Source organism: Alcanivorax sp. P2S70 (assembly GCF_000475295.1).
Lineage (GTDB): Bacteria > Pseudomonadota > Gammaproteobacteria > Pseudomonadales > Alcanivoracaceae > Alcanivorax > Alcanivorax profundi.
In genome coordinates, this window is record NZ_AXBZ01000025.1 from 37,394 (window position 1) to 60,689 (window position 23,296).

At 60.1% G+C, this 23,296-nt stretch carries 16 protein-coding genes; 8 read left to right on the top strand and 8 right to left on the bottom strand.

Annotated elements, in window-relative coordinates; translation table 11 throughout:
- Positions 1-285: a hypothetical protein gene (locus Q672_RS26095; RefSeq protein ID WP_022985424.1), complete on the bottom strand. Its 285-nt coding sequence runs from the start codon at positions 283-285 to the stop codon at positions 1-3.
- Positions 286-482: 197 nt separating this feature from the next.
- Here Q672_RS26095 and Q672_RS26100 point away from each other — a divergent pair, with 197 nt between their 5' ends.
- The gene (locus tag Q672_RS26100) at positions 483-794 is read left to right on the top strand and encodes a hypothetical protein (protein WP_022985425.1); all 312 of its coding nucleotides are present in this window, start codon (positions 483-485) and stop codon (positions 792-794) included.
- Positions 795-806: 12 nt separating this feature from the next.
- On the opposite strand, the gene Q672_RS26105 is transcribed toward Q672_RS26100, so the two are convergent.
- Positions 807-1,991: a BamA/TamA family outer membrane protein gene (locus Q672_RS26105; protein WP_022985426.1), complete on the bottom strand. Its 1,185-nt coding sequence runs from the start codon at positions 1,989-1,991 to the stop codon at positions 807-809.
- Between the two features lie 82 nt (positions 1,992-2,073).
- On the opposite strand from Q672_RS26105, the gene Q672_RS26110 reads away from it, so the two are divergent.
- Positions 2,074-3,630: a phospholipase D family protein gene (locus tag Q672_RS26110; protein ID WP_022985427.1), complete on the top strand. Its 1,557-nt coding sequence runs from the start codon at positions 2,074-2,076 to the stop codon at positions 3,628-3,630.
- Positions 3,631-3,647: 17 nt separating this feature from the next.
- On the opposite strand, the gene Q672_RS26115 is transcribed toward Q672_RS26110, so the two are convergent.
- Positions 3,648-3,878: a hypothetical protein gene (locus Q672_RS26115; RefSeq protein ID WP_022985428.1), complete on the bottom strand. Its 231-nt coding sequence runs from the start codon at positions 3,876-3,878 to the stop codon at positions 3,648-3,650.
- 197 nt (positions 3,879-4,075) lie between these two features.
- Here Q672_RS26115 and Q672_RS26120 point away from each other — a divergent pair, with 197 nt between their 5' ends.
- Genes Q672_RS26120 through Q672_RS26135 form a run of 4 tightly spaced genes read left to right on the top strand, consistent with a single transcriptional unit; the run spans position 4,076 to position 8,373 of the window.
- Complete coding sequence (locus Q672_RS26120) at positions 4,076-4,840, top strand: DUF3348 family protein (RefSeq protein ID WP_022985429.1); 765 nt, start codon at positions 4,076-4,078, stop codon at positions 4,838-4,840.
- Complete coding sequence (locus tag Q672_RS26125; protein ID WP_022985430.1) at positions 4,837-7,050, top strand: DUF802 domain-containing protein; 2,214 nt, start codon at positions 4,837-4,839, stop codon at positions 7,048-7,050. The genes Q672_RS26120 and Q672_RS26125 overlap by 4 nt, the downstream gene beginning before the upstream one ends.
- Positions 7,050-7,700, top strand: a complete 651-nt coding sequence (locus Q672_RS26130) for an OmpA family protein (RefSeq protein ID WP_022985431.1) — start codon at positions 7,050-7,052, stop codon at positions 7,698-7,700. The genes Q672_RS26125 and Q672_RS26130 overlap by 1 nt, the downstream gene beginning before the upstream one ends.
- Complete coding sequence (locus tag Q672_RS26135; protein WP_022985432.1) at positions 7,693-8,373, top strand: DUF2894 domain-containing protein; 681 nt, start codon at positions 7,693-7,695, stop codon at positions 8,371-8,373. Before Q672_RS26130 ends, Q672_RS26135 begins: the two co-directional genes overlap by 8 nt.
- 258 nt (positions 8,374-8,631) lie before the next feature.
- Here Q672_RS26135 and Q672_RS26140 read toward each other — a convergent pair whose 3' ends face one another.
- The gene (locus Q672_RS26140; RefSeq protein ID WP_022985433.1) at positions 8,632-9,438 is read right to left on the bottom strand and encodes a DUF2059 domain-containing protein; all 807 of its coding nucleotides are present in this window, start codon (positions 9,436-9,438) and stop codon (positions 8,632-8,634) included.
- A 52-nt stretch (positions 9,439-9,490) separates the two neighbouring features.
- On the bottom strand, positions 9,491-11,533 hold the full coding sequence (locus Q672_RS26145) for a BCCT family transporter (protein ID WP_022985434.1): 2,043 nt from the start codon (positions 11,531-11,533) through the stop codon (positions 9,491-9,493).
- Positions 11,534-11,684: 151 nt separating this feature from the next.
- Here Q672_RS26145 and Q672_RS26150 point away from each other — a divergent pair, with 151 nt between their 5' ends.
- Together Q672_RS26150 and Q672_RS26155 are read left to right on the top strand one after the other, a co-directional pair.
- Positions 11,685-12,509 (top strand): RNA polymerase sigma factor, encoded by an 825-nt coding sequence (locus Q672_RS26150; RefSeq protein WP_022985435.1) that lies wholly within the window; start codon positions 11,685-11,687, stop codon positions 12,507-12,509.
- 61 nt (positions 12,510-12,570) lie between these two features.
- A complete protein-coding gene (locus Q672_RS26155; protein WP_022985436.1) occupies positions 12,571-13,359 on the top strand; it encodes an anti-sigma factor family protein in 789 nt (262 codons plus the stop codon).
- Between the two features lie 286 nt (positions 13,360-13,645).
- On the opposite strand, the gene Q672_RS26160 is transcribed toward Q672_RS26155, so the two are convergent.
- From Q672_RS26160 to Q672_RS26170, 3 genes are all read right to left on the bottom strand, one after another.
- Entirely contained in the window at positions 13,646-13,939 is a 294-nt protein-coding gene (locus tag Q672_RS26160) for a hypothetical protein (protein ID WP_022985438.1), read from the bottom strand.
- A 55-nt stretch (positions 13,940-13,994) separates the two neighbouring features.
- Positions 13,995-16,055: a caspase family protein gene (locus Q672_RS26165; protein WP_160169805.1), complete on the bottom strand. Its 2,061-nt coding sequence runs from the start codon at positions 16,053-16,055 to the stop codon at positions 13,995-13,997.
- Between the two features lie 67 nt (positions 16,056-16,122).
- On the bottom strand, positions 16,123-23,253 hold the full coding sequence (locus Q672_RS26170) for a CHAT domain-containing protein (protein WP_081703642.1): 7,131 nt from the start codon (positions 23,251-23,253) through the stop codon (positions 16,123-16,125).
- Positions 23,254-23,296: the final 43 nt, after the last annotated feature.

Below are 23,296 nucleotides of genomic sequence, written 5' to 3' on the forward strand. Positions count from 1 at the left end.
CTAATTCGCCCCATAAAGATCATTGTTGAGATCCATCAGATCCCGATCCATCTGCTGCCAGTTGGTTTGGCCACCATCGTCGTCCATGCCGGCCAGTTCGTGATATTCATCAATGCGTTGCTGCAGATCTACCAACACATCCTGCAAGGCAAGACGGTGACGTTCGGCTTCGGTGTTGGTATCGCCATTGGCGCCCACTCCGATTTTTTCGATCTGCATCAATTCTGCTTCCAGTTCATCCAGCTTGCCTTTGATATCGGCAATCATGTTTTTCACAGTTTCCATAATCGCACTCCGTGTTTCGATCAGGATTCGATGATGAACCCGTTTTCAGAGTGACCCCATTTCATGAACGCGGTCAACCAGCAAGGATGTAACGGCTTATTACGTCAGACAATCGGTCAGAAAAGTCATTCACAAGATGGCCCCCCTGTCCGCTTTTCGCTACATTGAACCCACTATCATCACCGTGACGCATAACCATGAAAAAAACCCTGCAACGGGCAGAACTGCTCAAGGACATGATTCAGGAAGCCATCGAAGACGGCGCCACCACCGTGGAAGACGTTCATCAGCATATTGCCGGCCTGCCGTTTGATGCACTGGAGAAGCTCGGATTGTTTGAAGAGCAGGCAGGTTCTTTCAAGGAGAAACAACGCAAGACCATCGGCATGGTCTACGACACGATTCGAAAGGTAAACCAGGAAATTGGCAGCCTGATCTCTGAACAGTTTGCCGCCCTGGAAGACGCCGAAGCAGCTAACCGCAATATGGATAAAAACCGCGAAGACTAGGGAACCCCACCCTCACCAGCTTGAGCCTGCCTGAATATACCAGGCAGTCTCTTCTGGGCCTCGCGCCACATCGACCCCCATGGTCATGCCATAACGGCGGGCCATCAAATAGCGGAACCCTGCGCCATAATTATTAGCGACTTCTGCTTCGGATAATTCACTGGCACTTTCTGCCGCGCGACCACCGCCCGAAAAAGCATTGAACCGCCAGCGCATGCTCGCTTTCCAGGTGGCTTCAATTTCCGCCACCGCCACCGCCTTGCCCTGATAGCGCACCGCCGGGATACCGCGCAAATCGACAAAGGGCAACACATAGGGAGGAAGCCTCGCACTGTCACCGGCATCTACACCGTCATACTGAAAGCGCAAGGCAAAATTGAAATGCTCATTGACGTTCCAGTAGTTCAATCCTTCCAGCGTATAACTTCCGTAGTTCAGATCGCTGCCGATACTGTCGCCATACCAGACGTAATTGGCGGCGTAATACAGCCCGTCTTGCGGCGCCATCGGGTTATCCCGGGAATCATATTCCGCCAGCACGCCCAGGCCAGAGGTACGAATCTTGTCTCCCAGGTGGTTATCCAGAAACTGGTTTACCGCCGCATTCAAGCGTGGATTGGGAAGTTGGATATCTTCCGCCAAATCCAGCTCGACCTGCCGGTAAGACTGCCGCACCCCCACCATCCACGGGCTAGCTGCCACCCGGAACTTCAGTTCCTGCAATGCAGCCGGCCCCTTGAGATTCAACTCTACCGGCCGGTCAATGGTGTGCCCGGCAAAGGTATAAAAATCCAGGTTCAGGTCCGGCACCAGAGCAAACCCCCGATAACGGATAGTGTCATTGCGCCAGAAGCCCAGGTGCCCGGCGGCCACCCCCCGGGTGCCATTCTCGGTCGCGGCAACACCCAAGATACTAATGTTGTTGGGCAGAATGGCAGGGGCATCACCGTCTACCCGCATCGCTTTTTGTTCGTCACTCTCGTGGAAAAACACGCCGACAATGCCCAACCCATTACCCACCGCCGGCTCGGTGATAACCACAGGAACCGGCATAAAGCTCATGGGTAATTCCGACAGAAAGCGGCTGCTGTCCAACATACCGTCTTCCGGATCAATCATGTAATCGCGAAAAAAGTCGGCACTGACCGGGCTAGCGGTGGTTACCATGCAGGCGATTAGCGTAATTCGCTTGAGCATTCAGGGGTTCCTCGCCGCCGGAATTGAAATTTTCTCCACACTGGGCTTTGATAATCGCAGACTTGCCAGATAAAAACACATCATGCTTTTGCAAATTCGCCACACAGCCCTGCTGCTGACAATACTGCTATGCACGGGCTGCCATGCCCATAGCCAGTTCGATCTCACCCACCGCCCGCACAGCGAAAGCCTTCCTGCTCCACAAACTGGCCCTCTCGCTGAAGCCAACCGTGAACTGTTGGCCGGGCACCAGGGTGAAACGGGCCTGTACCTGCTCCGCGATGGCCTGTCCGCCTTTGTTGCCAGAGTCGCCATGATTGAAGCGGCCCGCTCTTCACTTGACCTTCAGTACTACATTTTTTCCTCCGATGTCAGCGGCAGCCTTATCATCAGCAAGCTATTGGAAGCTGCCGACCGCGGCGTCCGGGTCCGCTTGTTGGTGGATGACATTGGCACACCCATCGACAACCCCCAGGTATCAACACTGGCCCAGCACCCCAATATTGCCATTCGTATTTTCAATCCCGTGGCTGGCCGCGCGGGGTTCTCCCGCTCGCTGCAACTCGCCTTTGGTTTCTCCCGCACCAACCACCGTATGCATAACAAGCTCATGCTTGCAGACCACAGTGTATTGCTCACCGGCGGCCGGAATGTGGCCGACGAATATTTCTCCAATACCGAAGTGGATTTTCAGGATATCGATATCATTGCCATGGGGGATGTGGTTCGCGAAGGCGCGGCAAGCTTTGACCAGTACTGGAACAGCCCGGTCTCAGTGCCGGCCAGCGACCTGCTGGACGCCGACGATTCCGACCTGAATCTGGGCGAGTTACGTGCCGTACTTGCCGACTTACTGCACAGCCAGCGCGACAGCGAGTTCGCGTTGGCACTGGCAGATTCCATGCTCGGACAAGCCATTCTCTCCGGCGAAATTCCGCTAGCCTGGGGAGAGGCGCACTTCCACGCCGACCCGCCCTCAAAAGCCTATGCCCGTGATGACACACCGGAAGAGGATTATCTGGGCAATGTACTTCGTAACGAACTGGACAGCAGCAATGGCAGAGCCTGGTTAACTTCCGCCTATTTCATTCCGGGCGACAAGGGCGTCGATTACTTGGCCAGCCTGGTAGACCGGGGCATTGATGTACGCATCCTCACCAACTCTCTCAGCACCACCGATGTGGCCGTCGTACACAGTGGCTACAGCCGCTATCGCCGTCCGCTGCTGGAGCAACAAATCAAGTTGTGGGAGTTGCGCTCCGAAGCCGGCCAACAGCAGCGCATCCACTGGTTCAAGGGAAGCTCGCGGGCCAGCCTGCACGCCAAGACCTTCGTGTTCGATGACGACCGCACCTTCATCGGCTCAATCAACCTGGACGGCCGCTCACTGATCCAGAACACCGAGGTCGGCCTGCTGATTCATAGCGCAGCGATCAATCAACAGCTCAGTCAGGTATTCGAAGACTGGATACAGGCGTCATCGGCGTGGCAATTGAGCCTGGACGATAAAGGCGATCTTCAGTGGAAAGCGGCCAACGGCAATCAGCCAATCCGCATCGATCACGACCCGGAGACCTCCGCATGGCAACGCTTCAAGGTCTGGAGCCTTTCGCTACTGCCCATCGAATCACAGATTTAGCGTGAATAGCGGCTTGCTCAGCGGGCCCCGTCACTCGTCTCTGCGGTACACCAGGCCAGAAACGCCTCGGGGGTTGCCTCGAAGCCACGCTCCTCGGCCAGCTCCCAGGAACGCACGCATTCTGCTACCCGTGGACACCACTGGTATCCGCCGGAGCCCAGGCAGCCGTGCCGGTCCCGGTCACCCCCCGGCGGACTGAAACAGCCCGCCAGCACGCTTACCAGCAGCCACACCAGCCCGGCTTTCATTCGGTTTATCCCTTGCACCCGCCACCTCATTCACTTTGATCCAGTCTTTGATCTGACCTGTCACCGCGTCCTGATGGTCTGCACACTGCCCAGCCAACCGACAGACGCATTATCATCGTACCCCTTTCCCGATTAGAATGGGCGGCTCGCCGGCGCGGCGCCCCGCCCCGGCACCCGGTTTCATCAACGGATACTGCATGCAACGGACGCACACCGCCCCACAATCCGCTCCCGCCAGCCGCCTGGTCCAGCTCCTGCAGAGCCTGGACAGCAAAGCCGTGCGCGCAGGCCATGGTGACTTCGCCGAGCGACTGGGGCGACTGTTCGACCTGTCCGATGCCATCTCGCTGGACGGCGCCACCCGGCATACCCCATCCGGGCCTTTCACCGCCAACGATGACCTGCCCGAACAACTGCAGGCCGACCTGCTGCGAACCCGTCGTGCACTGCTCGACTATATCGGCCGCAGCTTCGCGGGCGAAAAGGCGGCATCCATTGTTGCCCTGCCGCCCCTGCGCGAGGATGCCGGGGCCGAAAAGCGCCCCAGCTTCGGCGCCTACGAGCGGTTTTATCAGGCACACCAGCGACAACTGATTGCCGGGCTCACCAATCTGCGGCTACGCTGCCGGCGCCTGCTCGCCGGACACAGTGAGCCCCTGGCGCATCTGGCTGAAATCGATGCGGTCATGGAAAGCAGCCTGACCGCCTGGGCGCGCCAGGGCTTCGCGGCCCTTTCCGGTGTGCTGGAGCAGCGCTACCGCCTGCTCTGGCAACAACGGGACCCCTTCCACACCCCCGCGGACTGGCTTGGCCCCCATGGCTGGCTGACCCAGTTCCGCCGGGAATTGAAAATGCTGTTACTGGCCGAGCTGGACGCTCGACAGGAACCGGTGCTCGGCCTGCTGGCCGCCGCCCGCGACGCCTGCCCGGCCAGTGTGAACGAGGAAAGCCCCACCCCATGAAACGCTTTTTGTTTGCCGTTCCCTTTGTGATCGGCGCCATCGCTGTCGTGTGGATTGCTGCCACCTTTATGCGTCACCCGGTCGCTCTGGCCGTGACCCTGATCATTGCCGCCGTCTATGCCATGGGCTTTGCCGAGTTGTTGCGATTCCGCCGCAATACCACCCGGCTGGACCAGCGCCTGGACGACCTGCCCGACAGTCGCGACAGCCTGCGCCACTGGCTGCAAAGCCTGCCGGCGTCCCTGCGTCATGCCGTGCAACGGCGCATTGATGGCCACCCCGCGCCTCTGCCCGGGCCAGTACTGACCCCCTACCTCACCGGGTTGCTGGTGATGCTGGGGCTGCTCGGCACCTTCGTGGGCATGATCGTTACCCTGCAGGGTGCCGCCACAGCGCTGGACGGCAGCAGCGAGCTGAGCGCCATCCGCAGCGCCCTGTCCGCCCCGATCGCCGGCCTGAGCCTGGCCTTTGGCACCTCCATTGCCGGGGTCGCGGCCTCCGCCATGCTTGGCCTGACCGCCACCCTGTGCCGTCGCGACCGGCTGCTGGTCTCGCGCAAGCTCGACAGCCTTACCGATACCACCCTGCACGCCTTCTCGCTGGATCATCAGCGCGAAGCCGTCTATCAGGCGCTGCATCAGCAAGCCGAATCCTTCCCGGCGCTGGTGAACGCCCTGCAAGGGCTGGCCGGGCGCATGGAACAACTGGGTACTGGCCTGAGTGACTCCCTGACCGGTAACCAGCAACAGTTCCACGCCAACCTGGAAGAGCAGTACCGACAACTGGCCCAGTCCGTGGGCGACTCCCTCAAAAACACCCTGGCCGACAGCAGCCGCCTGGCAGTGGAAAATCTCCAGCCGCTCATGGAGCAATCCCTCGCCAGCCTTAGCCAGCAAGTGGAAGGGACCCATCAGCGCCTGACAGAACTGACCCAAACCCAGCTTGGCGAACTGACCCGCCAGTTCCGCCATACCACTGAAGCCGCCGCCCAGCACTGGCAGCAAGGGCTCGATGCCCACCAGCAAACCAGCGCCCGACTGGTGACAGACATCAGCACGTCTCTGGCCGAGCACCACGACCGTTTCCGCGATAACAGCGACGCCCTGCTCGGCGCCCTGCGCGATAGTCAGCAACAGCTGGCCAACAGCAGCGCCAGCACCCTGGAAGCCGTGGCCGATCGCTTCCAGAGCGCCAGCGAGCAAAGTCTGCATCAGTGGCAACAACAGCAGGACGAGCAACAACAGGTTGCCCGCCAGCTGCTGGAACAGACCCGCGAGCAACAACAACAACTGGCCGGTGAACAGCAGCAGCAGCTGACGCGCATCACCGACCAGTTCCAGCACAGCGTGCAGCAGGCCGCGGAGCAATGGCAGCAGCACGGCGAACAGCAACAAGCCAGCGGCAGTGCCCTGATCGGCGAGCTGCGAGAGACCCTGCAGCAGCACCAGCAGCATTTCCAGCAAGGCACCACCACCCTGCTGCAAGGGCAGCGCGAAGGGCTCGATCAACTGGTGGCGGGTATTCGCGACGAATTGCAGGCCCTGCGCGATGCCGAGGCCCAACGGGCCGGCGCAGCCAGCGACCGCCTGGCCACCCTGGAAGCCACCGTCAGCGAGCACCTCGCCCGTCTTGGTACCGCCCTTGAAGCCCCCATGACGCGCCTGATCGAAACCGCATCGGAAACCCCCAAGGCCGCCGCCGAGGTCATCAGCCGCCTGCGCGAAGAAATGACCCGCAGCAGCGAGCGGGACAACGAGCTACTCGACGAGCGCCGCCGCATCATGGAAGAGCTGGACACCCTGCTCAGCAACCAACGCGACACTGCAGGCGCTCAACGCGATGCCATTGAAACCCTGATCACCCGCGCCAGCGACACCCTGGCCCAGGTGGGCGACACCTTCACCCGTCAGGTCAGCGAACAGAGCGAACGCCTCAACGAGGTAGCGGGCGATGTCACCGGCAGTGCCGCAGAAGTGGCCAGCCTCAGCGAGGCCTTTGCCACCGCGGTGCAGCTGTTCAGCGACAGCAACGACAAGTTGCTGGATAACCTGCAGCAAGTGGAAGCCGCGCTGGAGAAATCCGCCGCCCGGGCAGACGAACAGCTGGGCTACTACGTGGAGCAGGCCCGTGAAGTGATCGAACTGAGCATGGCGTCCCAGAAAGAGGTCATCGAGGCGCTCGGCGCCCTGTCCTCCGCCGAGGCCAGCTGATGGACGAGTTGCACGACAACGACGCCCAGGCCTCCCCGGTATGGGCCATCTTTTCCGACCTGATGGCGGCGCTGGTGGGCATCCTGGTGCTGGTGCTGGTGTGGGTCATCGGCATTCAGCTGGAACTCAGCCAGTCACTGGAACGGGAGAAAGCCAAGCGGCTGGCCGAAGAACAGCGCCGCCTGGCGCTGGAGCAGGCCCTGGCGGATCCGCTGGCGAGCGGCCGGGTTACCTTTGAAGATGGCCGTATCGGCATCAGTGGCAGCGTACTGTTCCAGCTCAACTCCGATCAGCTGCAAGCCGAGGGCGTCGCCCTGTTGCAGGACCTGGTCAAACCGCTGCAGGTGTACCTCAGTCAGCACAACCAGATGTTGATGGTCAGTGGCTTCACCGACGACCTGCCCATTCAGCGCGGCAACCGGCGTTACGAAGATAACTGGGGGTTATCCGCCCAGCGTGCCCTGACCGTGACCCGCACCCTGATCGACCAGGGCATGCCCGCCGACCAGGTGTTTGCCGCGGCCTTCGGCCCGCATCAACCTGTTGCCCCCAATGACAGCAACGCCCACCGGGCCAAGAATCGACGGGTGGAGCTGACCACCGTGCCGCGCCGCGACACCGACCCGGCAAACGGGGACAACGATGGCTGATACGGCAACGCTACAGGCCCTGCTCGACCACATTGCCCAGTGGCAGGAGAACGGTGCAGATCACTTCGACCCGGTGCGCTTTCGCTTTTTGCAGCGCCAGGGCGAACGCCTGCAGCAACAACGCCATTGCAGTGCTGCCAGCCTGGCTAGGCTGTCGGCAGCGGTGAGCGAGTATCAGCAACGACTGGACGCCGCTACCCGGGAAGCGGAAACCTGTGCAGACTGCCCGCCGGCATCGCCACAGGCGCTTCGCCATTGGCTGCGCCAACAACGTCGCCCGGATACCCGCACCCCGTTGGCCGCCCTGCGCGAACACTACAGCCAACCGGAAGCAGACACTGGCCAGCCCCGTGACCCTCTCACCGCGCTGTTACACGCTCAGGAAAGTGATCTGCTCGACGACAGCCCCGAGCCCACCCAGGCCCACACGCCCCCGCGGGAACTGAAAGCCCTCACCCGTGCCCGCCGGGGCCAGCAACAACAGCGCAAGCGCCAACGCATTGACCTGGCCCTGACCCAGACGCCCAGCGACGCCGGCCCACTCAATTCCCATCGCCTGGTCACCAGCGCCATTCGCACCCTGCAGACCCTCTCACCGGCCTACCTGGAGCATTTCGTCAATTACGTGGAAACCCTGATGGTGCTGGAAAAGGCCGGCAAGAAACGTAGCTAACACCCGGCAGCCCTTTCACCTGCCAGCGCAGCAAACACTATCGCCAGCAGGCTGGCTCCCACATAACCCCCTCCACTATCAATCCACTGTAGGAGCTATGCTTGCAGCGATAACGAGCCTCAGCGAGGCAGGCAATCATACCGGGTGGCTTGCTTGCTGTGGGAGCGATCGAGCGACCGCGATGGCCTTGCCCGGCTTTTTACACGCGGTGGAACCACCGCTCCCACATTGAAGGGTTGCAGTTGTTGAGGTGCAGAGTTACAGCTCTGCCAGGCCGGCTATATAGTCCTCAAAGACAAGATCCAGCCCTGCTTCAAGGCCCATGCGGGTGGCTTCGTTGAACTGTCTGGCAGACGGCGTGGACAGAAAATCCAGATAGCTTTCCAGCTTTTCCGGCGGCAGCTCACGGTAAGTATGGGCGAAGGATAGCATCACCATGTTGCGGGTCTGCTCGGTAAACATCGCACGCCGCGGCTCAAAAAGCGCCGCCAGCTCACGGCTGTCCGCAGGCTGATCGGGATTGTGCAATGTACGCACATGCAATTGAGCGGCAATAAACATGCGTTTTTGCAACGCCACGTTGTAATCCGTCAGGTGGAGCAAGGCATCAAACTGCGCCGCTTTTTCCATCATCGGCTGATTCGACAACAAGGCAGTGGCATTTTGCATCATGGCCTGACCCGATGCTGGGGAGGCCGCCTCGACTTCCATCTCCGTAATACGCTTACCCAATGGAGACTGGTACCACAGCAGCAAGGTCTCCAGCTGGTCGTCTTGCAACGCCACCGAGACTGCCTCGAACACCTGCTGGTAAATCACTTCAGGCAGAAATGATTCCTTCGCCACGTGAAGCATCACCTCACCGCGCTCGGCATCCTCACCCTGGGCCGATTGCTGCGCCTGCTCCAGACCGGCTATCACCGAGTCGGCAAGACCACTAATCTGCTCCTCAGCCCCCGCCAGATTCAACAGCCTCGCGATCTTGTCATCGCGCTCATCTGCCAGCGCATGGCCAGCCAGCAGTGCCAGCATCAGCCCCCATACCCAAAACCACGGTTGTTTCATTCGCTTCCTTTTCGTGTTTGCAGGCCGCAGATCATGCCGGTCACACGGCAACTTATTCGCTATCCGGTTTGTCTGCAGGGTGCAGCAAATCATCATGCTCGGCCATCTCCCAGGGCAACTTGCCAGGGGTACTATCCAGGAAGTGCAGGTAGTTACCAAACTGATCCAGCACATCCTGAATGATGTCGTTGCCATCATAGCCATACACATCATAGGAACGACCACCCCGGCGCAGGAACACCTCGGCCCGACAGTATTCCTTTTCCGATTCCGGCCCGGCCTTGCCGGCATAGGCAAACTCGGGAATCGGGCTGGTAATCAGGCGAATGTCATAAATAAAACCCACATGACCATCGCGATTGACGACCAGCTCGGCACGCACCAGCGATTCATCAAACCCAACGCCAGCATCCCAACCCGCCTTGCGCAATTCATCAACTACCTCTTTCAGGCTTTCCATGGCGGTGCCGCGAATAAAGGTTTCGACTTCGTCACGAGTCGGGTAGCGAATCATGGCGGTCAAACGATGGCGCCACTGAGAGCCCGTCATATTCCGCATGGTGGCCATATGAGCCTGCAGGCTCACTTCCCGGTGCTTCTCGATCACCAGCGCACGCCACATCCCCACTGCCGCCAGAATGATCACCACTGCAAACGGCAGCGCACTGACAATGGTCATGGTCTGCAGCGCACTCAACCCGCCCGCCAGCAACAGCACCGACGCAATCACCCCTTCCAGGGACGCCCAGAAAATCCGCTGCCAGGCAGGCGTTTGCAGCACACCACCCGACGCCAGTGAATCTACCACCAGCGAGCCGGAATCCGACGACGTGACAAAGAAAGTGATGATCAACAACACCGCCAGGAAAGAAATAAACGTGGACCAGGGAAGCAGATCAAACATCTGGAACAGGGCCACCGCCTTGTCTGCCTGCACCTCTTCCACCAGCACCGTCACACCCTGGTTCATGATCATGCTGAGGGCGGTATCGCCAAAGACCGAGAACCACAAGAACGTGAAAATAGTCGGGACCAGCATGACCCCCACCACAAACTGGCGAATGGTGCGACCACGGCTGATCTTGGCAATAAACAAGCCGACAAAAGGCGCCCAGGCGATGGTCCAGCTGAAAATAAACAGGGTCCAGTTACCAATCCAGTCGCTGTGGGTATAGGCCTGCAGATTGAATGTCCGCTCGACAATATTGCTCAGATAACTGCCGGTGTTCTGTACAAAACTTTCCAGGATATGAATCGTCGGCCCCACCACGAACACAAACGACATCAGGGCAATCGCCAGCACCATGTTCAGAATCGACAGGCGCTTCACGCCCTTGTCCATGCCCGCCACGACTGACGCGGTGGCAGCCAGGGTAACCAGGGCGATCGCGGTAATTTGCACCCAGGTAGCCACCGGCACATCCCATAAATAATTCAGCCCGGCATTGATCTGCGCCGCAGACAGCCCGAGGGTGGTGGCAATCCCGAACATGGTGCCAAGAATGGCGAACACATCGATGGCATGGCCTATGGGCCCATGAATCTTGTCGCCGATCAGCGGATAAAAGGCCGAGCGCATGGACAGCGGCAAACCATGGCGGAAGGCAAAATACGCCATCACCAGCCCAACCAGACCGTAGATTGCCCAGATATGAAACCCCCAGTGAAAGAAGGCGATTTGCATGGCCTGCTTGGCGGCATCTACCGTTTCCGGCGCACCCACAGGCGGTTCGGCGTAATGCAGCACCGGCTCGGCAACGCCAAAGAACAACAATGCAATGCCGTAACCGGCAGAAAACAGCATGGCGAACCATTCAGGGAAAGAGTACTCGGGCTCACAATGATCCGGCCCCAGCTTGATGTTGCCCCAGGAGGTCAGCGCGATGCCGACAATAAAGAGGAAGAACAACGCCACCACCAGCATGTAGAACCAGCCAAACGTTTCTGTGATCCAGCTTTGCGCTCGCTGGAACAACTGGCCAGCCATGTCCGGATCGCTGATGGTACCGATGATCAACAGTAGCGCCACGATCACCGCCGGGAGGAATACCGGCACCAGAATCGTGGAATTTCGCATCATTCCTTTGTCAGCCATCTCGCTTTCCTGTGTTGTTCATGAATGAAAGACCATGGGCATTTCTACCCTATAGAGTTTTTTTCGCGGCTACTACCGGTCGGCGGCAGGCTTAACAGGATTTCATGCTTCCCGGGTTTATGATTGAATCTTGCTCTGGGGAAAAAGGAGAATGGCTGTTACTACGTCAGCAAAACACACAGACTGGCCTGGCATTGTCTTCAGCGAGCAGACACAGGGCCGGATACGCTCACTGTGCGAGCGACGCTTTGGGCAGACCGCCGATGCGGAAATCGCCAGTGACTATGTGCTTGAGCATTTGTGTGAAAGTGACTGGAAGCTATGCCGTAAATTCACCGGAAAATCTCGCCCGGAAACCTACCTTTACACCCTCTGCAGCAATCTGGTGGAAGAATACGCCCGCAAACGCTTTGGCCGTATCCGCCCGCCCGCATGGCTGCAACAGCTGGGGGACGCCTGGCTCACGCTGTGGAAGTTCATCTGCCTGGAACGCCAACCGGTCCCGGTGGCCATCGAACGTCTGGCCGGTCAGGACGAAACGTTACGTGACCCTGACACCCTTGAGCAGATGGTTCGCACCATCAAGGGGAAACTGCCCTGGTGTGGACAACAAACCGGTGAGGTCTCACTGGAAGAGCACTATCAGGAACCGGACAGCAATGACACCGCATCCGCTGACACACTCGAACCCTTGTTGCTATTGCTGCATCAACTGATTCTCGATGAAGACCCTCCCCGGCCGGCCAGCCAATGGCAAAGCTCAGAGACGCTGGACACAGTACGTGCGGCGCTGCGCCTTACCGATGAACAACGCCTGATACTGCGTATGGCCCATGTGGATGGCATCAAGTTCAGCGCGATCGCCCGCACGCTTAACCTGCCAGCTCATCAACCTGCGCGACTGGCGCAACGGGCAGTGGCCCATATACGGGAAGTGCTCCAGGCGCACCACTTGCTGCCGGAGGACTGGCAATGATGTCCGGTTTCAGCGTTCATCCCGGGCAACTGTCCATCTCAGTAGTCAGGGGTAAGCGACTATGACAGAAAACCTATCCAGCAAACGGCAGGAGGAGTATCTGAGCCGTATTGCTCTGGCGTTATCAAAGCGCCCCGCTCTTCAGGGCTCGACACCGGATGATGAGGACCTGGCGGCCTTACTGGACAATTTTCTGGACCCGCAGCGCCGTGCCGAGGTCATCAGTCACCTTGCCCACGACCCGGCGCTATACCAGCGCTGGCAGCGTTTACTGAACGATCAGGACCTGTGGGTCGAGCACAATAATGTGCTCAACCTGTCGAGTGTCCCACGCAAACCCCGGCGCTGGTGGCAACCGGCCGGCGGCCTCACTGCGGCGGCAGCCGCGCTCTTTGCCGGCTGGCTGGCACTGAAACCCGGTATGGATCCGCTGACACTGGATCGGGCCTATCAGCAATTTTCTCCCGAGCTGAGCAGGTATCTGGATGAACAACCCAACATGCGCGACCTGCCCGTTGCACAAGACGATGACATCAACGAGATCCTCGCCGGCATACACCAAGGCCAACAGTCTCAGGGGCTGCTGAGCAGCTTTGCTGGCATCGGCAAGGCTCAACTTGCGCAGGCCAGCGAACGCTACCGCCAACAGTTTGGCGAACAGCTCACCGCCCGTCATGAGTGGGGCCGTTGGCTACTGCTCAGTGATGCCCTCTGCCACACCACGCCCGAAAAACTGGAACGGCTCACCCGTCCCGCGGACATTGACGGCTTCACGCCTCTGCCAGAAACGATCCGTTGCGATGACGTCAGCGCCAAACGCAATGAGCTTCAACAACGTCTGATACGCTAGCATCGCCGTTGTTGCCCAAGCACACGACAACACCAGAGGGAGTGATCGTTAGAGCGTAATTTGCGGTCAAGCCACCACTCCCTCTGCGCACCCATTACCCTCTCAGGAAAGAAGGTTCTCACGCCGTGTTCTTTGTGATGAAAACCGCGTTGCTTATGCGTGCCAAACGTTCCCTCTCTGATGCCTTCCCCATCACCTTGCCCGAATCAAACAAAAAAGGCCGCTATCGATAGCGGCCTTTTCGTGAGGGTATCAGGCTGGCTGACACCCGTATCCTGTGTGGAACTTAATAAGCGCCACAGGCTCTGCGGCAGGAATACAGGCTGCCATGCGGGATGCAATCCATCACGCACTGGTGTGCCCCATAGCCACGCAGCTTGACTTCATTGCCACGGCTTTTCACTTCACTGGCTTGCTCTGCCTCCAATTTCAAGGCTTTCTCCGTCAGCTCATCGGCCTGGGTATACAGTTTGGCAGCCTCTGCACGCAGAGAAGAGGGGGTTTCTTCCTCTGCATGGGCAACTGACATCGCAGAAAACGCAATCACCAAAGCCAGCATGATGTTTGAGAAAATTTTCATGGTCGTTCCTTCCTTTCAAGTTAAAAATCGTTCTTCGCCGGGAGTGGCACTCAGCCTAGTGGCTGACCTGCCAGGTAAAAAGATTCAATCCTGATGACTGCGGCGGCTTGCTGCTACCGAGCCCACGGGTAGAGACATTCAGCGGTGCCTGTTGCAGATAGCCCAGATTACTATTCACTCCATCACCAGGCTGACTGCTTACCAACAGGTGCTCCATACCCACGGTTTCCACATTCACATCCCACTCAAAGTTCAGCGACTCACCGCCGTCCAAACGGTTAGGCTGACCACTTTCCGGGTACAGCTGGGTGATACCGTACTGACTGTCCACGAACAGGATGCTCACATCCTGGGGCTGACGCCCTTCGTTGGTTACGCTGAACAGGATGCGGTCACCCTCGGTCAGCACCGGCTGGCCATTCACCGGAAACTCGCTCTGCTCACCGTCATGTTCAATGCGGAAACTCACCTTGAGCTGCTGCTGGGCACCGGGCAGGTGCTGCACGCTGGACATCAAGCGGGTGACGTTCGCGATCTTGCTCAGGCCGCCTTGCAGGACCGCCAGCTGGCGATCCTTGCTGTCCGGCAATGCCAGGTTGAGCAGGCGTTGCGGCAGACGGGTTTCGGCACAAACCTTGCGCGCCGCTTCTGCCAGCCGCTGCTCTTCGCAGGGCAGGCTCTGATCTGCCTGCAGGAACCACAGCTGCTCATCAAACTCGCTGACCAGAATGTCGGCGGCATCCAGTGCCGACACCTTGATCCCGATGCCAGACTTCTCGATTTCTGCCAACGCCTTCTGCAGGCGCTTCTCGTCCTTGTTGCTCATGGAGGCGGATGGCAACAGGGCCACGTTGACCTCGGTCGTCAGCACCGGCTTGTCCAGTCGTACGTACAACGTTGCCGGCCAGTCCTTGCTTTGTTCTTCCTCCGGCATGGCCCAGCTACGCACCGGGGTAGCACCATCCAGCCTCACTGTGCCGAGCGCGTTCTTTGCCTTGCCTACCGGCGAATCGTAGATCGTCACCGTGGCCCCCGTGCCCAGCAGCGACAGGGAGCCCGCCTGAATATCCAGCTTGCCGTTCTTGAAAGTCGCAAAGTAGGACGGCTCTGCCGGGGCATCGTCATTGAATACCGGACGGCTCATGTCGCTGGCACTGAATAACGGCTGGGTCGCCTGCCACGGCAAGCTCTGGTAGCGGGACAGTACCTGCTGGGCCAGCTGCTGATAGCTCAGCTGCGGGTTGGCCCCAAGCACTTCCATCAAGGTGTAGGTGAAAAGGCCATGAAAACGGCGGTCCGGCGCCCCGCGAGGCAGTTTCATTTCCGGTGTGGTCTCTGCACTCTGCGCCGCAGAGAAGGCAATCAGCTCACCCCGCTTGCGCGGCGGTTCATCTTCCGGCGTACCGCTGAACACCTCTCCCAGGAAACCCCGCGCCCGGGTCTCGGACACCATGGGGGAGGGACGGTGAATTAATGGTGCGTCGGGAATCCCCAGGACCGCACTGTCCACACGGCGGTACTTTACCTCCGGCATGGCCGTTGCCCCCCGGGTCATGGTGCCGGAATGACAACTGTCAAACACCAGCCACACATCGGCCCCGCGATCACGAATACGGTCAACATAGTGGGCGATTTCATCATCCAGAATCGCGTTCTTTACCGAACCGATATAGCTGTCCCATTCCGCAGCATCGGTGGGCAAAAAGATTTCATCCAGCCCGTCGGGCTCGGTATTGTCCGTGGCCTTCGCCGGCTGGCGGCTACCATGACCGGCGAAATGCAGGTAATAGAAATCATCTTCGCTGGCAGATGCCGCCAATCGCTCCAGCGCCGCCAGAATATTTTCCCGGGTAGGCAGGGTCTTGCCTTCTGCAGTAATCAGCTGCTCGATATTGTCCTGCTTGAATCCGCGCTGGCGCAGCATGGCTTGCACGATTTCAGCATCATGGGCAGGGCCATCCAACTGCAGCGAGGCCGGCAGATTTGGGTAATCCGCCACCCCTACCAGCAAGGCATGCCTGGCAGCCTGTACCGGTGACACCAGCATGCCACCCGCCAACATCGCGCCGCACAGCCACTTCCCGGTTCCCGATAGCGTCATTGTTCCTGCACCCATACTGTCCATTGCTGTTGAATTGGGATGGCCAGCGAGCCGCTTTTCGACAGCAATGAAGATTGTTTTTTTACGGTTTCCCGAACAACGTAAACGCAGCCCACGCTGCCGGCTCGGAATACCGTCCCCCTTCCTCAATCAGGGCCCGTTGAGCCTGGGCCATGGCAACCAGATACCCTTCCCCGGGATATTCCCTCAGGTTGCCATAAAATTGCTCCATCAACCGGGCCGTCGCCCCGTCATCCACTTTCCAGTAGGACGCGATCACGGTAGGCACGCTGGCCAGCGCAAACGCCCGCGCCAACGTCGCATACTCCAGACCCGGTTTGCCGATACCGGTTTCACAGGCCGACAACACGACCAGATCGGTCTGATCCAGGGTCAGACCGGCGATATCAATCACGTTGAGGCGGTAGTTATTGGCCAATAACAGGTAGCTGTCTGCCGGCACCGCCGGATCAAGATTACCATGGGTCGCCAGATGCACCACCCGGGCATCCTGCACCGCACCCGCCAGATTCGCATAGGTGGCAGAAGCGCCCTCAAGCACGGTGGGAGCCACCAGTGCTCCCCGGGCAATCCGGCTCACTTCCTGCCGGGCCCCAGGCAAGCTGCCATCCGGATCGGCCACCATGGTCAAACCGTCACTGAAGGATTCGTTCTGCTGCAGCACCAGGCTGAGGTGATACATGGACGGAATGACACCGATGTTAAAACGCTCGGCGGCATACTCGCGCACATCGCCCTCTTTCTTGCGTAACAGCGCCGGGAACGGCAAATACGTCAATGCCCCTACCGGTGTGACCAGTACCTGCTGTTTGCCTTCCAGCTCACGCTCCACCGGCCGCAGTAACTTGTCATACAACCAGGCCAGACTGGCATCCTGCGCATCGTCATCAGGCCCTGCCGCACGCTCCCCGGAAGCCGACAACCCGCGGTCATTGCCCGTCAGATGGGCCGCCCGGTACCGCATGCCTTTTACCACCAGCGCACTGGCGGCCTCCAGATCCGCACGGCTAACCTGCACTTCACGAATTTGCGCGCCCTCACGGGTTACCAGCTGGATCAGCAACTTTTCCGGCGTCGGCAGATACTGCACCAGCGCCTGATCCTCACTCAGACGCTGGTGCAAGGCGGCCACTTCACGGGGGTCCAGCTTGAGCATCTGGTACAACCCCGCATGCTCTGCTTCCATGCGTGCCAGCAACGTTTCCCGCAACCGGTTCTTGCTCTTCAGTTGCTGCCGCAGACGCTCAGCACGGGGCGAATCCGACACGCCCTTTACTGCACTGCCGGACGCCGCCGCCCCACTCAAGGTTGCAGCATCCGCCTCGGGCACCGGCTGCGCCACCCGGGTTTCCAGCTCGCGTATCTGCGCTTCCATCTGCCGGTAGCGAGCCAGCATTTTCCCGGCGTCACTGTCACCCGATATGGCAGGCAGGAAAATATCACTGAGCGCCTGTTGCTGTTGGGTGTCCTCTTCACGGAAAGCAAGCTGACCGAAATGGTTGTCATTGAGTAACGACGCCACTCCTTGAGAGTCATACAGCAGCAGCCCCAGGTCGGTGCCCACATAAACCCGACCATTGCCGGCCACCGCTACCGCATGCACAGTGCGCCCACCGTATTGGCCCAGTGCGGCGTCCTCCGGCAATAACTGATTCAGACGATCCGGGTACAGCCAGGTGCCGCCGTGATACAACAGCACCCCGCCCGCCGACGGGAACAACCAGCTATTGCTCCCCTGGAAACGCGCCCCCTCGCCCCCCAGCCACAGCAGTGGGGTCTTGTCCGCCAGTGCCTGGTAACTGGGATCGTTGAGCTCGGCAAACGACTGCCGTGCGCCCCCCGTCAGTTCACGGGCGAAGGTAGTGTTGGTGCCAATCACCGCCGTTCTGTCATCCACCGGTGTGTAGCCTGTGACAAACCAGTGTGGCGGCTTGCCCACATGCTCGAAACCGCTGCCAGTCCAGCGCAGCAACCCGCCAGACAACGATACCCCCTGATGGGTCAGATGCCCCTCATCGGATGCCACCACTTCGATCTCGCCCGCCAGGGTTTCATGCACCCCCGCCAGCATCGGGCTACGTGACGGGAAACGTTCGCTGTCGAGCAGATAGTTGAACTCGGTGAGAGTCTCTTGGCGGTAACGGAACAGGGACGAACCGGACACCACCCACAAGGTGCCTTCGCGGTCCACCAGCATGTCGACCACGCCACCTTGCCAGCCCTTTTCTTCGACCGCAGGCCGCGCGGAGAACAACTCCTGGGGCTGATCGCTGCCAGCAGGAAAACGCAGAACCGTGTAGCCGTCATGGGTGAGGAGATTGCCGTGTTGATCCTCTGCCAGCACACGGGCATTGGCCGAAGAAAAATACTGGGCTGACTCCAGTGGCTGATCATTGCCCAGCAACAAAATGTGGTCCCCCATGGCCACATAAAGACTGTTAAGCGTCTGACTCACCAACAGGTCGTACACCGGCGCTTGCTGCAGCTGCTGCGCGCCCTCGCCAAGCCGGGTGTACACACCCTCGTCGCTCAGCACCACCACGCCACGCGAATCACTGAAAGAGTGCCGCGGCCCGACAGCCATGCCCCCGCGTTGCTCGGCAAACGGCAGCGCCAGCGCCTCAAAATAGTGGCCCTGCAAGACATTCATGGCCCGGTCGGTACTCACCACCAACGCTTCCTCGCCACTACCCAGGTCCCACATCGACAGCCCATAAACCTGTTTTGACAGCAGCAAGTCACTGTCCGTGGCGACCAGCTCAGCATCCTGCTTCAGCCACTCCCAGCGCCCGTTTTCATCCGTCAGGGATTGGCCAAAGACCTGATTGCCCTCCAGCCGGTAAACCCGCATGCGCCCCATGTCGAAGGTCATGTCCTGCCCCCGCCCCAGACTCACGGGAGCGTCACCAGACAACAACCACACCTGATGGTTGGCGCGGTAGAGCAAGGCATCGGGTCGGCCAGGCAAGCGGTAGAGCTGATCAATGGGATGAGTACCTGCCGCCGTAACGGCCTGCGGGTTCGCTTGCGCATACTCCAGCACCACCAGCCCGGCACCGGTCCCCGCCCATACACGGCTACCGCGTGACGTGAGCGATATGACCCGTGGCGACGGCAAACCTTCGGCCACACTCCAGCGTTTCAGGTCACCGTCGTAGTCTCCGGGAATCGCCAGCAAGCCCTTGGCCGTTCCCAGCCAGAGAATGCCATCCTCGGTTTCTGTCACGGCCAGAATGTTGGCGCGCGCATCCTGCTCCGATAGCACTGCAGTCGCCGACAGCCGCTGCTGGCGAAAATCAAACCCGTACCAGTGCCAGTAGCCTTCGCGCAGCACCGACAATCCCTGGCTGGTGGCCACCACCACATCTCCGTTGGCACGCATCACGACCTGATGTTTTTCTGTCCCTGCCAACGCCTTGCCAAACAGCTCATGATCGCCGTACCGTTTCCAGTAAGCGGTATTGCTGAAATCGGAACGCTGTAACCGGTGGGCATCCCGAAGCAACGCCAGTGGAGCCTGATTGACTGCAGCCAGGGCTTTGCGCAACGTGGACGACGACGCCTCCAGTTCCGCACTGCGTAACCAGTTCCAGGCCTCCGACCACTCACTGAAGGTCTCCTGCGGCAGCCCGCGCGGACGCACCTCCTGATACAGTTGATGCAACAGCGTCACCGCCTGGGCACCCCGATGACGGAATGCCTTTTCACGGGAGTGGACCTGCGCGGTCGCCACAACGCCATACAACAAACGCTCGGACTCTCCGACATAGTCAGGGTCGTCCCCTACCTGGCCGATCAAATACTTTGCCAGCGCCAGCGCTGCCTTCTGCTCCTCCGCACTGTGGTATTCGGTGTCCTCGTACTCCACCCGCAGGGCATCCACCTGTGGGTCGTTCACGCTCAGACGCGGCAACCGTTTCACATCGTGAATCCGCTTGACCTGATTGACCATGCCCAGCAGCGACTGGAACGAACGGGTGATACGCAACGCCATCTGCTGACCCTGCTCAGAGTTCACCGACAGAATCTCGCCCTGCTCGTCGTACGCTACCTCCAACACGCCCACATCCTGCTCGACGATACGCACAGGCTTGCCCAACGCATTGTAGGTAAAGTGCAGCGTGCCCTCCGGGCTGATCAGCGTGCGGATCTGGTCATCCTTGTCGTACAGCAACGTCATGGATTGGCCGCTGGAATCTTCAATGCGGGTCAGCTGCCCGGTCTCGGTATACCCCAGGCGCATGAACGTGGCGCCCCGGGCAAAGTACAACGGCTTGCCAAACACCGGGTGGTCCTGACGCACAACCTGCTCGCCACTGGGCAGCAGAATCTCCACCCCGGGGATCTCGCTGTCGAGCTGATAAAACACTCGAGTACCATCAGCGCTCAGGGCATCGCGGCGGGCCTCATCGAACCAGCGGATATAGCGCAGTGACGCCGAGGGGCGCATGCCCGCCACGGTGTAACGCTCGAAACTGGACAGGGAATCCCCCAGATTCCCCAGCGCCCGACGCTGCCATTTCTTGTCCACGCTCACACCGCGGGTTTCGGCATCATTGATGGCCTTGAGTGCCACAATCGAACTGCCCCCCCACAACAAATGCTTGTGCAGAAACGACGCCACCTTGCTGCTGTCGTAGGGCGATCGCGCCAGCATCCGGGCACCGTAGCCAAAGGTCTTGTCGGCTCCCAGTTCATTGGCATAACGCGCCACCAGATCATGAAAATGGCTGGTGCTGTCCTGCTGAAAAGCACTGCGCTGCGCCAAGGACTGTGCCGCACAGGACTTGTCCCCCCGCGCCAGGCAAAAGGCTTCCCGGTAACGCAGGTAATCCATGTAATGGCCATGCCCGCGGGCAAATTCATCAAACGCCGTTTGCGCCTCACGCAAAGTCTCGCTATCCACCCGCTCCTGCCGGGTCTGGTTTTCATAGACCCAGGCGTCGTACAGCAACATGGACTGGCGGGCACTCAACCGCCCCGTGGACACGAAACGCTCATGGCACTGTTGCGCCCAATCGTGGGCCTGGCGCCACGCCTTGGCAGACACGTAATAATCAATCAGCGCCTCACAACCAAACGTCTCCGTCGGCGCAGCGACAATCGCCGCTTCCCATAGAGCCGGCTCCTCGCCAGCACCGTGCTGCTTTGCCAATTGCCATGACGCCTTTTCCCAAGGCATGCGCTCCTGCCGCTGAACCACAAAACGTCGTGCCGACGCCTCCCCCCGTACAGCCAACAGGACGTCATAGGTCTGGCTCAGATAGTCGAGGGAATGGCCATGACGGGCCAAGCCGTCTTCCAGCAACGCCAGCGCCGAGGCCTGGCGACCCTCGGCCACGTCCTGCCGCGCCTGACGCAATAACAGCTCACGGTCATGGGGGTAATAGGAACGGGCCTCGCGCAGTAACGCCTGGTACCTCTGGGTATCCTGCAGCGTCGCCAGATCTTCCAGCACACTATTGAGCAGGCTGGCAGACGGCATACCAACCCGTTCGCGGTAACGCTCAAACACGCTAACGCCACCGCGCGGATCACCACTGTCGCGGTACGCCTGCAACCAGTCTGCCAGTTGCCCGGACGAAGGACTCTCGATCAAGGGGAAACCGGTCGCGGCTGCCGCCAGCGCCTCATCCGGTCGCTGCTCTGCCAACGCCAGACGCGCCTGCTCCATCCACAGCCGGCCCTCGTCCGGGTAACGAGCCAACGCCTCCGACAAGGCGCCCCGTGCAGCACCCTTGTCACCGTCATCCAGCAGTCCTGCCGCGTAATAACGCGCCGCGCGGGCCGGCACGCCCTCGTTTCCATACCAGCGCGCCAGGCCTTCCGCCACGCGCCGGGCCCGGTCGTGCTGACCGGTTTTAATCAACAGCTCCATGGCATCACTGCGTCCCGCATAGAACGGAAAGCGCGCCAGCCCCGCCATGTGGCTCTCGACCGCCTCGCGGTAATAGCCATTTCCCTTGAGCGTCAATGAGCGGGCGACCAAGGCCCGACCATCGTGGGGCCAGCGCTCAAGGTAGCGGTCCACATGGGCCAGCTGATCACTGTTCTTCCAACTGTGCTGCGGCACCACCGCCTGGAGATAGCCCCCCGTAAACCCGCCACGCACCGCCTCGGCTTGCGCAAATGCCGCCGCCCGCTCTCGCATCCCTGGCAGATCCAGTGCCGTCATGTTGTCGAACATCCAGGCCAGCTGCCAGTGATTGGGCGCCAGCGTAACCGCGGCTTCCAGGTAGTCGTAAAAGACCCCGAACTCACCCAGATCCCGGGCCGAATCGGCCAACTCCACCAGGGCATACACCTCACCGAGCCGATAGGCCGCAGTCGCCGGGAACGCCTTCCAGGCTTCACGGGGGGCGGCATCCACCGCCATCAGCACCTGTGGCGTTATCCCCAGAGCCTGCTTCAGGGCCGGCGACGCCTGTGTCAACGCCGCTTCCAGGGTGTCCTGGCGGCGGTGCACCGCACTCCAGATATAGGGCGCGAGAGGATGGGGATAGGAGGACTGCAAATCCTGGCCCAGGCTGGCCAGCAAAGCCGCCTCGTCACCCGACCAATAGAGGGCACTCCAGTAGCGGACGCGATCATCATCAAAGTCCAGTGTCACAACATCCCGGGAGGGCGGTGTCGGGGTAGCAGCAAGCAAAACGCCCAGTGCGTCGAACCGGCCCCAGCCAATCGCCAAATCCATTGGTGTCAGCCCGGTGGCATCCCGCTGCAAAGGTGACAGGCCGTCCTTCAGGAATCGCTCGCACAGCGCCACCTCACCGGCCTGGGCACACCAGTGCAGTGCTGACTGCCCCCCCCCGTTAAACTGATCCGGCTCCGCCCCATGACGAAGCAACCACTGGGTCACCTCACCCCGCCCTGAAAGCATGCTGACCTGCAATGGCGTCTCGCCACTGGCAGAGCTCTGGGTCACTGGCGCCCCCGCGTCCACCAGCAGCTTCACCGCAGCCAGATCCCCCGCGCGCACTGCCAACAACAATGGGGAATCACCGATCCCGTCCGGCATCGACGCCAGACCAGGGTCCGCTTTGAGCTGCTCGGCCATGGCATCGTGATCCGCCATCGCCAGCGCATCCAGCAAGGGTGAGGCCGCCACGGAGAGCGACGCCGACAATATCCCGGCAAACACCACCCCACGGACACCCGCCCTGGTCCAACCCCTAAACAGGAATGAAGTCATTGAATATGCCCCAGCAGCCTCAAGAAACAGTAACGACTGAGAT

Excerpts from the sequence above, each read along its gene's own strand:
- Q672_RS26095 (WP_022985424.1), bottom strand. The coding sequence starts at position 285 with ATGGAAACTGTGAAAAACATGATTGCCGATATCAAAGGCAAGCTGGAT.
- Q672_RS26100 (WP_022985425.1), top strand. The coding sequence starts at position 483 with ATGAAAAAAACCCTGCAACGGGCAGAACTGCTCAAGGACATGATTCAG.
- Q672_RS26105 (WP_022985426.1), bottom strand. The coding sequence starts at position 1,991 with ATGCTCAAGCGAATTACGCTAATCGCCTGCATGGTAACCACCGCTAGC.
- Q672_RS26110 (WP_022985427.1), top strand. The coding sequence starts at position 2,074 with ATGCTTTTGCAAATTCGCCACACAGCCCTGCTGCTGACAATACTGCTA.
- Q672_RS26115 (WP_022985428.1), bottom strand. The coding sequence starts at position 3,878 with ATGAAAGCCGGGCTGGTGTGGCTGCTGGTAAGCGTGCTGGCGGGCTGT.
- Q672_RS26120 (WP_022985429.1), top strand. The coding sequence starts at position 4,076 with ATGCAACGGACGCACACCGCCCCACAATCCGCTCCCGCCAGCCGCCTG.
- Q672_RS26125 (WP_022985430.1), top strand. The coding sequence starts at position 4,837 with ATGAAACGCTTTTTGTTTGCCGTTCCCTTTGTGATCGGCGCCATCGCT.
- Q672_RS26130 (WP_022985431.1), top strand. The coding sequence starts at position 7,050 with ATGGACGAGTTGCACGACAACGACGCCCAGGCCTCCCCGGTATGGGCC.
- Q672_RS26135 (WP_022985432.1), top strand. The coding sequence starts at position 7,693 with ATGGCTGATACGGCAACGCTACAGGCCCTGCTCGACCACATTGCCCAG.
- Q672_RS26140 (WP_022985433.1), bottom strand. The coding sequence starts at position 9,438 with ATGAAACAACCGTGGTTTTGGGTATGGGGGCTGATGCTGGCACTGCTG.
- Q672_RS26145 (WP_022985434.1), bottom strand. The coding sequence starts at position 11,533 with ATGGCTGACAAAGGAATGATGCGAAATTCCACGATTCTGGTGCCGGTA.
- Q672_RS26150 (WP_022985435.1), top strand. The coding sequence starts at position 11,685 with ATGGCTGTTACTACGTCAGCAAAACACACAGACTGGCCTGGCATTGTC.
- Q672_RS26155 (WP_022985436.1), top strand. The coding sequence starts at position 12,571 with ATGACAGAAAACCTATCCAGCAAACGGCAGGAGGAGTATCTGAGCCGT.
- Q672_RS26160 (WP_022985438.1), bottom strand. The coding sequence starts at position 13,939 with ATGAAAATTTTCTCAAACATCATGCTGGCTTTGGTGATTGCGTTTTCT.
- Q672_RS26165 (WP_160169805.1), bottom strand. The coding sequence starts at position 16,055 with ATGGGTGCAGGAACAATGACGCTATCGGGAACCGGGAAGTGGCTGTGC.
- Q672_RS26170 (WP_081703642.1), bottom strand. The coding sequence starts at position 23,253 with ATGACTTCATTCCTGTTTAGGGGTTGGACCAGGGCGGGTGTCCGTGGG.